At 57.8% G+C, this 12,574-nt stretch carries 9 protein-coding genes and 1 pseudogene; 1 reads left to right on the forward strand and 9 read right to left on the reverse strand.

The window, feature by feature from the left end:
- Window positions 1-40: 40 nt before the first annotated feature.
- Both ACN8ZM_RS28110 and ACN8ZM_RS28115 read right to left on the reverse strand, forming a co-directional pair.
- On the reverse strand, window positions 41-1,021 hold the full coding sequence (locus ACN8ZM_RS28110; RefSeq protein ID WP_043178481.1) for a hypothetical protein: 981 nt from the start codon (window positions 1,019-1,021) through the stop codon (window positions 41-43).
- Between the two features lie 407 nt (window positions 1,022-1,428).
- Window positions 1,429-1,884 carry a hypothetical protein gene (locus tag ACN8ZM_RS28115; RefSeq protein WP_420211364.1) on the reverse strand — a complete coding sequence of 152 codons (456 nt, stop codon included), beginning with the start codon at window positions 1,882-1,884 and terminating at the stop codon, window positions 1,429-1,431.
- A 93-nt stretch (window positions 1,885-1,977) separates the two neighbouring features.
- On the opposite strand from ACN8ZM_RS28115, the gene tssF reads away from it, so the two are divergent.
- Window positions 1,978-3,867, forward strand: a complete 1,890-nt coding sequence (gene tssF, locus ACN8ZM_RS28120; RefSeq protein WP_420211365.1) for a type VI secretion system baseplate subunit TssF — start codon at window positions 1,978-1,980, stop codon at window positions 3,865-3,867.
- Window positions 3,868-3,919: 52 nt separating this feature from the next.
- Here tssF and ACN8ZM_RS28125 read toward each other — a convergent pair whose 3' ends face one another.
- The 7 genes and pseudogenes from ACN8ZM_RS28125 to ACN8ZM_RS28155 all read right to left on the reverse strand — a co-directional run bounded on the left by ACN8ZM_RS28125 (window position 3,920) and on the right by ACN8ZM_RS28155 (window position 12,330).
- Window positions 3,920-4,171, reverse strand: coding sequence for a PAAR domain-containing protein (locus tag ACN8ZM_RS28125; protein WP_043178489.1), 252 nt, complete (start codon window positions 4,169-4,171; stop codon window positions 3,920-3,922).
- Window positions 4,172-4,206: 35 nt separating this feature from the next.
- Window positions 4,207-4,944: a putative type VI secretion system effector gene (locus tag ACN8ZM_RS28130; protein WP_420211366.1), complete on the reverse strand. Its 738-nt coding sequence runs from the start codon at window positions 4,942-4,944 to the stop codon at window positions 4,207-4,209.
- Between the two features lie 45 nt (window positions 4,945-4,989).
- Window positions 4,990-5,166 (reverse strand): annotated as a pseudogene (locus ACN8ZM_RS28135) (hypothetical protein); the annotation flags it as partial.
- A 23-nt stretch (window positions 5,167-5,189) separates the two neighbouring features.
- A complete protein-coding gene (locus tag ACN8ZM_RS28140) occupies window positions 5,190-5,924 on the reverse strand; it encodes a putative type VI secretion system effector (RefSeq protein ID WP_301766896.1) in 735 nt (244 codons plus the stop codon).
- Window positions 5,925-5,935: 11 nt separating this feature from the next.
- Window positions 5,936-8,788: a T6SS effector BTH_I2691 family protein gene (locus ACN8ZM_RS28145; protein WP_301766895.1), complete on the reverse strand. Its 2,853-nt coding sequence runs from the start codon at window positions 8,786-8,788 to the stop codon at window positions 5,936-5,938.
- A gap of 40 nt (window positions 8,789-8,828) precedes the next feature.
- Window positions 8,829-9,794, reverse strand: coding sequence for a DUF4123 domain-containing protein (locus tag ACN8ZM_RS28150; RefSeq protein ID WP_420211367.1), 966 nt, complete (start codon window positions 9,792-9,794; stop codon window positions 8,829-8,831).
- 4 nt (window positions 9,795-9,798) lie between these two features.
- Window positions 9,799-12,330, reverse strand: a complete 2,532-nt coding sequence (locus tag ACN8ZM_RS28155) for a type VI secretion system Vgr family protein (protein ID WP_420211368.1) — start codon at window positions 12,328-12,330, stop codon at window positions 9,799-9,801.
- Window positions 12,331-12,574: the final 244 nt, after the last annotated feature.

Raw genomic sequence — 12,574 nt, forward strand, 5'->3', positions numbered from 1 at the left:
CCATCGACGCTGACGCTTGATCTTGAACAGCGCTTTTCGCTTAGTTGGGCGACTTGAGCGGAAGGATCGTTTGACGCAACAGCTGGAAGTACGAGCTCGTCGAATACGGGAGCATTTGCTCGACGTAGTTCCACCAGAAGAATCCGCCGATGAAACGCGGATCGGTCATGCTGTTGACCATCGGGTAGTACGTCTTGATCAGGTTCTGCTGCACCGATGCCGGCGCGGCGGTGTCCGAGGTGCCGATTTCGCCGAAGCCCACCTTCGCGTTCGGGAAGATGCTTTCCAGCGCTGCGAAGTCGTTCTTCCACGTCGGATTCAGCCCCGGGCAATCCTGGTACGGGTAGTAGCTGAACAGTGCGTAGTCGGCCTGCTGGCGGACCGTCGAGGACAGGAAGGTGGTCGGCCACGTCTTCCAGTAATCCAGCGGCTTCTCCCAGCAGTTGTTGCCCTTGCTGTCGTCGTTGTAGTACAGCGTGATGGCCGTCTTGCCGCCGTTCGATTTGACGATCTGGTTGGCCGCGGCAACCATCTGACCGATCTGCTGCTCTTCCGAGTTGACCACGGAGTTCGTGCCGCTCGGGTCAGTACGCAGCCATTCGCCGTTGATTTCGTTCGCGATCTCCCAGACGTCGACGGTGTTCTTCAACTGCGACACCAGTTCCTGCGTCCGTGCCTTGTACGTGGCGAGATCTGTCGGGAAATAGTAAGAATCGTAGACTTCGCCCATCACGTACGCGACTGCGTGCAGGCGCAGCAGCGGTGCGTAGTAGTCGGCCGCAGACGTACCCGGATCGAACACGACACGCACGGTGGGCTTGTACGGCAGGTTCTGCAGCGACGCGACGATGGCGTCCAGCTTGGTCAGGTCGTCGAGGGTCACACCGTAGACGGGATTCTTCAGCGGTTCGACCTGGGCCTCGGCGGGCCGGGATAAGGGCATGAGCCCGGCATAAGCAACGCATGCGGCGATGGCCGTGCGCGAGAGATTTTTCGTCAGTTTTTTCAAAACGCCTTCCATCCTAAAGTAAGAAGAAGCGCGATTTTAGACGAAAATAAAAGCTAATTATCGGATGATATCCGAACTAGCGAGCCCCAAAACATCGTTAGGATTGGTATCGAAAGTGAGCACTTCGGGGCGTCGCGACGGGGCTATTGTTACGAGATACTGATCAATTGCACTGCAGCATCGGCGCGGAAGGCCGGCGCGGGGAGCCGGCGGGCGTTCGACGTGTGCGTTTCAGGGTAAAGCCGAGGTCCGGGTGGCCGGGGGCAAACGATTGCCAACGCTCGAAGCGGGCGGCCGCCCACCTCGATCGACAAGTGCGCCCCCGCGGCAGGCGCCGCACGCGACACGGACGCTCGCCAGGCGACCGGTAACGGAAGCCGCCGCGACGTAGGCGCGTGGCATGGCTTCGCGCGCACGGATCAGCCTTTGGCTCGTTGCCAACGATGCATGAGCCAGAACACGAATCCCGCCACCGCACCCAGGCATACGAACGCCAGAAACCCCAAAGCGGCCGACAAACCGGCTTTGAAAAGATCGTCATCCCAGATCGACGTGTAAATCAAAAAGGTGGCAATCCACGTCAACAATCCCGTCATACCGCCACACAGACACGATGCGATCACGGAAACGCGCCAGTATTTCACTACCAGCAGATATTGTGGAATGGCAAACACTGCCGTGCCGAAATAGGCGATTGGAATGGAATATTTCAGTGACCCGTGATCGCCGGTGAAATACGACCACAGTAGACCGGGCACGAGGGCCGAGAGCGCAAAAGCAAGAAAAGGTATCTGACGCATCGGTGCAGGCAGCCGTTCGCTGCGGAGAGTCTTATTGAAATCAGGTTTGGTCGGTCGACGGCTCGGGAACTTCACTCAATCGCGGCATCGCTGGCCTGCCAGTGGGTCGAGAACACTTCAAAGAGCATCGCCGATTAAGCGGTTATCATAGCGACAGCCGACCTTAGTATGCCTGACACCATTCAGTGCAACCGCCAGACGGCGAACAGACAGTTTTGTCGTCGTGCCGGTTCCTCACTTTACGCGATGGATTACCTGCTTCCGCATTACGAACGAGAACTTGCACTACTACGCCGATCGGTTGCCGCCTTCGCATCGCGCTATCCCAAGATTGCCATTCGGCTCGGGATTAGCGGCGACCGTTCCGAAGATCCCCATCTCGAGCGAATGCTGCAGTCGTTCGCGCTCCTCGCGGCGGATATAGACAGCCGGCTCGATGACAGCTATCCGGAGTTTGCCGAAGCCCTCCTCGGCATGCTTTACCCCCGGTATCTACGCGCGTTTCCGGCATGCGCCGTCGCTCAGTTCGATGTCTCGGACATGTTCGACAAGATCACCGAGCCGTCCATCGTTCCCCGCGCAACCGAGCTGGTCAGCAAGACCGAAGACTGCCGCTTCCGAACCGTATATGACGTCACGCTGGCACCCGTACGTATTTCGGATGCGCGCTACACGTCGGCGTCGGCCGCCCCGTCGAATGTGGCGCTGCCCCCGAACACGGCCGGCCTGCTCTCAATCACCTTCGCCGTTGCCCGTCCGAACTTCCGTATCGACGCCATGCCCCACCCGTTGCGCATCCACATCAGTGGCGCCAGCGAAATCGTCGGCGCCACCATGGATGCGATGACGATATACACGGCCGCAGCCTTCGTCGAGGACACTGAACATCGCTGGGAAGCACTGAACGCGTCGCCCCTTGCCGCAGTCGGCTACGGTGAATCCGAGAGGCTGATTGACGAAGATGACGGCCCGGCAGCGTTGAGGTTGCTGAGCGAATACTTTGCGTATCCGAAGAAATTCGATTTTGTCGACGTCGATCTCGCGTCGCTCGCCCGTGCGGCAGGCTCCGCGCAACGTCTGACACTCCACCTCGCCATTTCCAGTATTCACCCGGATTCGCCCGCTGCCCAGAGGTTGAAGAATCTGTCGGCCGACCATCTCAGGCTCTTTTGCACGCCAATCGTCAACCTGTTCCAACTCACGTCACTGTCGCTCAAGCGAGACCCGATCAGCGGCACGTACCCCGTCCGGTCCCAGAATACCGATGCCACCGACGTCGAAATCTGCTCGGTCGACGCCGTCCGCGCCACGACGAACGCATCCCGGGCGAACGTCATTCATCCGTTCACGTCGCTCATGCACGGCAGCTCTACCAGGCCGGCCGGTCCCTACTGGGTGCCCAAACAACGCAATGTGGCCGCGCCATCGGACAGGAAGGACGCTGCACTCGATCTGGTTGGACTTGACGGACGCCCCGCTGCCGACACCGGGATTGAGCAGATCGTGGTAGATGTCACCTGCTCGAATGGCGATCTCCCTCGCATGATTCGATTCGGCGCCGACGATGGCGATCTGGTCAATGAGCAGGGCGCGCTGGTGTCACGCATCGTGATGTTGAGCGCTCCGACGGAGGTCGAACGTTTGCCACGCGATGGCAATGCGGCATGGCGGTTTATCGCGCTGCTCGCCCCACACTCGATCGAACTGACCCGAGCGGGGCTCGTGGAACTGAAACGCCTGTTCCGCGAATTCTCCAATCATGCTGCGAGACACGCGAACCTGTTGGATGGCCTGACGAACCTGAGCCATCGCGTCAGGCAGCTCTGGTTATCGGGAGAACCGATGCCGAGCTTCGTGCGGGGTCTGGAAGTCACGTTGACGGTCGATGAACAGGCATTCGCCGCTGCCAGCCTCAGCACGTTCATCGTCGTCATGGACCACTTTTTCGCCATGTATGCGCCCGCGACAAGCTTCATTCAACTCGTCGTGACGTCTGCCAATAACGGCAGAGAGATTCGACGCTGCGCACCGAGGCCGGGCACGATCCCGCTGACCTGACTTTCCTGCGGCCCAAATCCCGGCGTCACGGCACGCACGAAATCCGCGCGGATCAGGTAAGACTCGAAATCAGATGGCAGCCGCAGGTCGCCCGATGACCGTGCCGCGCAATCGGAACACCGTTGTCGGTCATTGATTCATCGCCCTCTACAATCAGATTCGGCTTGACGTCGGGATGCTGAGGACACGATACCTCGTCGCCCTTGCGGGCAACAAAACGGCCGTCGAAGCGCATCGTCGATGAACCAGTGATCACCTTGCCGCCGTGGTCGGTGTCATCGCCGACACGGATGAGATTCATCATGAGTAAGGCCCAACCTTCGAGTGAGCGAACTACGGTTAGTAACGGAAATACAAGACACCCAATGCACCAGGCTCGCCAGGCTGCTTGCTCTTTTTCGTGATCGCGGGCAGGTCAATATTTTTCACATCCTTCCAACCGAAACCGGCGAAAATCCCCTCAGCCAGACGAACAAATCCCATAAATTTCCTGGATATGTTGAATGCGATCACGCCAAAGATAGCCGCAGCCATAGCTCCCCCGCCTGCATACATATAAAAAATTCCCAGCCAATTATAAATGTTTTCAAAAAGCAACATGATCGCCCCCAAAGCAATCATGACCAACATTAATGCCGAATATATATAAAACCACCATCGCACCGTCGCCTTATAGTGCGCATATCGGCCTCGACTGCAATGCGGATGGAGCGCTACGATTCGGTCACTGACACGTCTGATGCCGAATGCACGCCATATCTCACCAAACGGCTCTGCGACAATCTCGACTTCGTCGCCCTCTTTGAACACGGATAACCATACCCACGCACGAATGCTCTTCCCGTCCAGTTCAAATTCAAGCAGAGCGGCCTCTTCGGCCGTATCGTCCGCAGACGCGGCTAGCCCGATGGCCACTCCACCCAGACCCGCCAGCCCAGCCACAACAGCCGTTGCGCCCATCGCCGTTCGATCCGCATCGGTAAACAAGAACTCCTGAAACTGCCTCGTGCTACGAAGATTCTTGATATGCCCTCTCAACAAGCGGGTAGGAGAGGATTTTTCCGTGCTTGCCGTCATTGATCCGTTCCGTCAGCCGAAAGACCCATTACCTTCAATGCCCTCTCAAATTCGTCGCTCTGCTTTACCGAATCCCAGGCCCGATTCATGGATCAGATGGCATCGACAGGTCGCTCGATGATCGTGCCGAGCAATCGGAACACTGTTATCAGCCATAGACTCACCGCCCGCTACAATCAGATTCGATTTGACATCAGGATGATGCGAACACGATATCTTATCGCTCGTTCCGGCAACAACTCCCGTTAGTAACGGAAATACAAGACACCTAGTGCACCTGGCTCCCCAGGCTTCTTGCTATTTTTCGTGATCGCGGGCAGATCGATACTCTTGACATCCTTCCAACCAAACCCCAAAAAAATTCCCTCGGCGAGGCGAACGAATTTCATCATCCTCCTACCTATACGGAATGAAATGACGCCAGTAATCATCGCGACGATCACCCCACCACCCAAAAATAAATTCAAAACACCAAACCAATCGCTTTCGCCGCTGAAATACAAAACAACTGCAGCGAAAATATTAAAGCACAACAAAAATATACCAGTCAGCCCAATCCACCATCGCGCCGTCGCCTTATAGTGCGCATATCGGCCACGACTGCAATGCGGATGGAGCGCAACGATTCGGTCGCTGACGCGTTTGATGCCAAAGGCATGCCATATCTCGCCAAATGGCTCGGCGACAACCTCGACTTCATCGCCATTTTTGAACACGGATACCCATACCCAAGCACGAATGCTTTTCCCATCCAGTTCAAATTCAAGCAGATCAGCCTTCTCGGCCGTATCATCCGCGGACGCAGCCAGCCCGATGGCCACCCCACCCAGACCCGCCAGCCCAGCCGCAACAGCCGTTGCGCCCATCGCGGTCCGATCCGCTTCTGTAAACAAAAACTCCTGAGACTGCCTCGTGCTACGAAGATTCCGGATATGCCCTCTCAGCAATTGCGTGGGGGAGGATTGTGCCGTGTCTGCCATCGTTAATCCATTCAGTCAGTCGAAAGACCCATTACCTTCAATGCCTTTTCAAATTCATCGCTCTGCTTTCCCGCATCCCAAGCTGGATTCGCAGGTTTTCGTCCGAACGAGCACTTTTCAAGCCATGTCTGCAACTCATCGTCCGAAAAATACCAAATCAGGAATTGGATTGCGACCACTGCCACAGCAACCTCCCAGCCAGTCAGAATCAAAATACCCCGACCAAGCAATAGCAATGCCTCTGATCCACCGATCGTTACACCCATTCCTTCTGCGGCTACGCCGACTGCAGTCGTGCCCGCCGCCTTCGCCGCACCCTGTCGAGCAAACCACCCGCCAGCCTCTGTAACCTCGGGGGTCGTAAACGAAGCCAATCTGGCGGTCGCACCGGCAATGCCCGCTGCACCTCCCCTTGCCAGAATCACAATGCGCCCCCCATTTCCGGCCAAGCGCGCAAGCAGCGGAGCCGACGATGTCAGAGCGGTAAGAAGATATGACAGGCCCGTACCAAAGCCTAATGCCGCTTTGGCGTAGTAAAGATAAGCAATGACACTATTTCCCGTTTTTCTCGCCTTCCGGACGTCCACAGCCGCCTGAATCAGCGCCGCAACCCCTCCCAGGAAACTCGTAATCGCCTTCAGATTGCGCAGCGTCTGCGCTGCGTCACTCCCGAACGCCTTGAGCGCCTTCTCCGAAACCGTAAATACCGCCCCAACCACCGACACCCCGGACGCGACCAGCAGCGCATAGTCATCGCTGCTCTTATCTGCCTTGGCAAGCAAGCATCCGAAATTCAGCATCTCGATTACCACCAGCGTACTAGCCAACCGGGCATTCAATTGCGTCGACGCCCCCTTTTGCGACTTGCTGACCTCCTCCCACATGTCCGTCAAATTCTTGACACGCTTATCCGCTCCTACGGCCTGCAGCGAACGCAGATACGCCTGAGGCGGGGGTAGTCCCTGCTGTCGCAACGCGCGATAGCCCATCTGCAAAGCCAGGCGCATCGCGGGCTCGGCCAGCACCGCAGCCTTGATGAGCCTGTTTGTGTCCGCCTGCGCAATCCCGCCTCGCAACATCAACGTGCCGCGAATCAGATACATACCGACGCTATCGGCCAACTCCGCACTCTTACTCCATTTGAACAGGCCATTGCCTATCGTCACGGCGAGCTGATCGACACGAAGACCTTTCACGATATATTCCGAACCCGACGCCGCCGTTGCTCCGCGCTTTAGCACATCCGTCATCTTGTCGCAGAACTTCAGGAAGGCCTTCAGATTCTTGATGAGATACGAAGACACGAAGTCGGCCCAATGACTGACTTGATCGCCGGCACTCGCCGGCTGTGTCTTGTATTCGGTTGCCTTCGCCAGCAGCGCCTTGATTTCCTCCTTCTGATCCTGCTGGTTGTACGCATAGGCCCGCCACACCAGACTCGACGGTTGCGTGGGATCCATGTTGTTGACCAGATCCTCGACCAACTTGGCGCCCTTCTCCTCCGACGGCAAACCCCACAACGCACTATCGATGACTGCGGCAAAGGCATGTCCATCGTCGAAATCGTTTTCGTGATAATCATGCAGCGCAGCCATGAACGTCGACGCTTTCAGCCACGCGCCGACATCCGGCGTCCGATTGGCCTGTAACTGATGCGAGGCCGTCTGCACCGACTCGTACCACGGTCGAAACACGTTCAGTTTGTTCGGATCGAGTTTGCCGTAATACTTCGGCCACGCGGCATCGCCTATCCGCTTTGCCTCAGCCGGCGTGATCACTCCGGCAGCAGCAATTTTCTTGTCGGACATCGCCTGCTGTTCCGGAGATACGACCAGAGCATCGGGAACCCCATCCGCCGCATACGGATTATTCTTCATCGCCTCCCAACCAGCCGTCCACGCCGACCGCAAACGGCTTTTCGACTCGACTGCACCGTTGCGTACCGCTCCTTCAGCAGAGGTAATCGACTCGAGCGCATCGATCTGTTTCACCCGCTCACGCGTGTACGTCAGTAACCAGCTCCCGGCGTCGTTCCGGAAGCCGTTCAACTCATGAACGTTCCCGATACCGTCCCACAATGCCAACAACATCGGTGGATGATGCTTGCCCTTGTCGAGCTGGCCGACATCGCTCATCACCCGGATCAACGCGTCACTGGCCGACCCGGGAGACGCCTGACGAATATGCAACGGGTAACAGGTCGTCACCTGACGCATGACTTCCGGCTTGTATTTGCCGGTTTCGTCGCTCAGCGTCTGCGCAGGCGGCTGCAACAGTTTGGGATCGAGGCCAGGCATGTACTCGATGACGTCATCGATACTTTGTCGGGTTGCAACGACAGCGTGCCCATGTGCGTCCTGGCCCGCCGAGATCCATTTTGACGGCTCGATCCATTGCATGCGTTTCTGACGAAGCGCTGCATCCTTCTTGTACAGTTCGAACGTGTCACGATGCCACGCGTGCTGCGAAAATGCGACATACACACGGTCAGTGCACTTATCGGGCCTCTCGATAGCAATGATGTCCATCGGCACTGCGATAGATTTCTTTGCACATGCAGGATGAGTCGTCGGCTCGGCCGGCAGCGGAAGCGACTGCTTCCACAAGCGCCCGTCCTCCGTGACGTTATACGCTTCCCAGTAGTTACTACCTCGCGCACCCTTTACGTAGAACAGATACACCCAACCTGCACGCAACGTGCGCAGCGCGTATCGATGTTCAGTCAGTTTGACGTCAGTCACCCCATGCCCGCTAACGCCGGCTGGCAACTTTGCTGCCACGGAATTCGGCACGACTGTGTACCGAACCGGCAGGATCGGCAGCCCCGTCTTTTCGCAGTTGGCACACTGGTTTGCTGTATCCATTCGCTCTCTCGATATGGGAACTAGATTTATTCTGCTGAGACTAGAAAGACAAAACTGCCTTCGACTCGTCGTACCACGCTCCCCGGCGAATCGCTTCGATTTCGTCCTCGCTCAATTCACCGACAGCGGATGTATAGAACTCATCCGGCGCGCGCTGGCGCAATGCCAGTGCAACGCTCGGATGACGATCGAAATATGGATGCCACGCCAGCGCATGCCCGATAAAAGCGATCTTGTCCTCTCGATCGGTCAGTCCGTGCTGCTCCGCACGGGTCGCGCTCGCAATCGCGGTCTCGACTTCGCTGGATCGAGGCTGCCGCTGCGTAGCCAACATATGCAACGCAAGCGCTCGATTTATCACGCCATGACGATGGACATCACGCCACTGCCCTTCAGTCAGATCCAGTTCCGTACACGATGTCGTTGCCGACGAGTAGACGCATAACTTTGCAGTGGCATCCAACGCATGCCAGACTTTGACCGGGCCAAGCAAGGTCCGCTTCTGCCCGTCAGACAGAATCGGCCACATCAGGCTCAGTGCACGCGCGTCGTAGAAACGCAATGCGCATCGGCGCCCCTGATCGTCGATTTGCAGTATGTGATTCGACCAGTATCCGGCGATTTGCTCCGGTGCCATGTCGCTCGCCAACCAGCCGCCAATCCGTTGACCGAGCCCCTTTGCGACCGCATCCGGCTGTCGATCTTCGAAGGCCAGCCGAACGCTTTCAACCAGCAACGCCACACCTTCCGAGGTCGACAAATCCAGCTCGATCAAATACGGACGATGATCATCAGGGAAGGCTTCGTGCCCAATTGCGACGACGGCGCCAGGCCGATCATGGAACGACGGTGCACCCTCGCCGCTTTGAGGCAACGCACGCTGACTCGGGTCGACTACAAGGCAACAGCGCGACATGCGTTGCTGGTCGAAATAAGCGCGCAAGGCACGGACAGTCGAATCGATCAACTCACGGTTCAAGTCATCAACAGGTTCGATCGTTTCCATCCCGTTACTCCAGCACGACGCTCGACGCGCTATCGGCCGATGCCGCAGCGGTCTTCCACGAACAGCCCTTCGGCACGCTGGCAAGCGGTGAAGGCAAGCGCATCGACGATGCGCCCGGCTTGTCCCACGATGCGCATTTTTCGAGAATCTGGCCGCTCGTTCCGTTCTCGATCAGATCAGGTGTGATCTTGATGTACGAACCGCCTGCACCGATCCAGATCTCCTTCTCCGCTGAAATCACGACCTTCCCGTTCGAGCTCGTGATCGTCACGTCGTTGAGCGCCGAAAGCTTCATCTCGTCGCTCTGCGCCTGAATTTCGACCTTGCCTTTGGACGCAAAGAGCTTGATTCCGGCGTTCTGCGCGAACAGGCTAATCTTCTCCATCACACTTACGATCAGCGATTTGCCGGCCGCCACGTGCGTGCTCTTACCGCTGACGATATTGACTTGCTGATTAGCCGTCAGTTGCGCTGAATCCTGAGTCGACAGCCCCAAGCCCGCAGGACTCGCCATCAACATGATCGGCGTCGAGAACCCGTTCGCGTTGCCCGTGCCGCCCCCGTCCGTCCGACCACCACTGCCGGCGCCACCGCTCACGCCATAGTGCGTCGCGTCAGTGAATTTCTTGAGCGCGTCCTGCCCTTCCTGCAGGCTCTCCGCCTGGTTCGCCGAACTCGCCTGTGACGTCAGATCGACAACGGTTTCCGCACTGGCCAACTGCTCGGATGCAGCGGTCACGTTCAACGGCTGGGTCGTCGCTGTCGGGTGCGTGGATACGAACAAGCCCTGCCCCGCCCGAATGGCGCCATAGGCGTCCGATTTGAGGTCGAAACCGCTACCGAGGAACGCACCACGCGTATTGTCAGTCTGCTGGATCAGGTACCCGAGGTGCAAATGAGACTGGTAGCTGCTCGAGTAAAGGTGAACCCGATTCTGCTGCGTCGAGTCGTCCATCACGAGCTGGTTGTAGCCGGTGCCGCCGTACTCGCGCGAGCGTTGACCGGACAGCAAACCGTTTGTGTGCCACACCGGCTGCGTCGCGCCCCCGTACATCCGCGCAATGATGACGGGCCGATCGCAGTCACCTTCCATGAAGCCCACGACGACTTCGTCGCCCTTGCGTAGCGGCTGAATCCCGCCACGGCTCGAGCCCGCATCAAGAAACGTCGGACGCACCCAGCACGACGCGCGTTCATCCTGGCCGTTGCGGCGATTCCAGTGGAACCACACCTTCACCCGGTTCAGCGAATCGGTATAAACCTCCTCGCCGCTCGGCCCGGCCACGATCGCATTCTGCAACTGCATCACGGGCTTCTTGTGTTCGAACGGGCTGCGGAACGGAACGTTGCGCGGTTGCGCTTCGACCATCACCTGAAAGAAACCTTCGCTGCCATCGGCATGGCGAACCGTCGCGCCTGCCTTCGCTTGCGCAACCTCCTCAGCCAGCCCGTCGGGGAATTGCTCTGCTTCGTCCAGACCGGGCAGGTTATTGCAGATCAACCAGTCGACGCCGAGCAGAACGAATTCGCGATCCGGTTGACTGCCCGCATCGTGCACCGGATGGCCGCGCAGTTCGAAGCGCCGCCCCGGCATCGCACAACGCAAGCCGCCGATGCCGTGAAAGCGCTTCATCCGCGACTTGCGCTCTTCGAGCCGAATCTGCGCAAGACGCTCGCCTTGCTCACGATCCGACCACATGTACGCGCCGGGATAGTCGTAGATCTCCCCATCGGTCGGCAGCTTGCCGTCCACGTCGGTCACACCCTGCACCTGCCGAGGAAGATCGGGGCGCTTATAGTCGAACGAGCGCGACGTCAGCTGCGCACTATCGATCTGGAGCTGCTCCTTCCATTGCGCGAACCCGTCCAGTTCGCCGCTGATTTCCGTAGGGCCGAACTCGACAACCGGCTGCTTCAGCTGCGGGACAAAATAAACGTCGTCCGTCAGCACCATCGTGTGCGACCGACCATTGTCCGCCTGCTCGAAGTACGGGAACGCGCCCACCTCTTCAAGGCTGCGATGAACGAAGTTCAGGTCGTATTCCCATTGCACGCGGTTCGAATACGACGGAAGCGGTTTATGCAAATCGAAACGATACGCGCCGCGTGCCTGCGGATGCTGGTCGAATACGTCGGTCAGAATCTGCTCGCCGTTCTGCTCCTGCCAGTCACGCATATCGCGGCGCAGGCGTAGAAAATAGAGCCAGGATGAGAAAGCCAGCTTGTAAAAGGTCAGCGGCCCATCCGCCCCCAGCCGGCTGAATCGGTGAACATAGCCATGGATCGGCATGTATGAGCCGTTTGCCTGCTGGATCCAAAGCGTGACCGGCTTGGCGAGCAGCGCGCTGAGTTCGATCTGACTGCCACGTGGTGAAACGGCATCAATCTCGAATTCGTAATCGCGGCCAAGTCTAGCCGTTCCTTTCACATAGAGCGGCAATAACCAGTCGACGCCGAGCGGCGTGTCCAGTTTGACAAGACGATTGTATTGCGCGTCGCCAAGACGCAATGTCTTATAAAGCGCGGTATGGCCCATGCAGCTTGCCCTTGGTTGGTATTCAGGTGGGGTTTCTGCCGAGCGGTGATTATAAATACCTTTCGGAACAAGACGATAGTGGCCGTTGCACCTCATCTATTTCAAATAATCGGAAAATGTGACCGGCGCACGCAAAATTAAAGAGACTTCACAATTTTTCAGGGAAAAATTTCCGATTATTCTCGTGAGTCGCTTTAAATCACTCATCTCTTTTCTGGACCCGGCCAACAGTGGCGACTCTGCA

The sequence above is a fragment of the Burkholderia aenigmatica genome (assembly GCF_048627025.1).
GTDB lineage: Bacteria > Pseudomonadota > Gammaproteobacteria > Burkholderiales > Burkholderiaceae > Burkholderia > Burkholderia aenigmatica.

Coding starts and splice junctions, on each gene's coding strand:
- ACN8ZM_RS28110 (WP_043178481.1), bottom strand. CDS start 1,021: ATGGAAGGCGTTTTGAAAAAACTGACGAAAAATCTCTCGCGCACGGCC.
- tssF (WP_420211365.1), top strand. CDS start 1,978: ATGCCTGACACCATTCAGTGCAACCGCCAGACGGCGAACAGACAGTTT.
- ACN8ZM_RS28125 (WP_043178489.1), bottom strand. CDS start 4,171: ATGATGAATCTCATCCGTGTCGGCGATGACACCGACCACGGCGGCAAG.
- ACN8ZM_RS28130 (WP_420211366.1), bottom strand. CDS start 4,944: ATGACGGCAAGCACGGAAAAATCCTCTCCTACCCGCTTGTTGAGAGGG.
- ACN8ZM_RS28140 (WP_301766896.1), bottom strand. CDS start 5,924: ATGGCAGACACGGCACAATCCTCCCCCACGCAATTGCTGAGAGGGCAT.
- ACN8ZM_RS28145 (WP_301766895.1), bottom strand. CDS start 8,788: ATGGATACAGCAAACCAGTGTGCCAACTGCGAAAAGACGGGGCTGCCG.
- ACN8ZM_RS28150 (WP_420211367.1), bottom strand. CDS start 9,794: ATGGAAACGATCGAACCTGTTGATGACTTGAACCGTGAGTTGATCGAT.
- ACN8ZM_RS28155 (WP_420211368.1), bottom strand. CDS start 12,330: ATGGGCCATACCGCGCTTTATAAGACATTGCGTCTTGGCGACGCGCAA.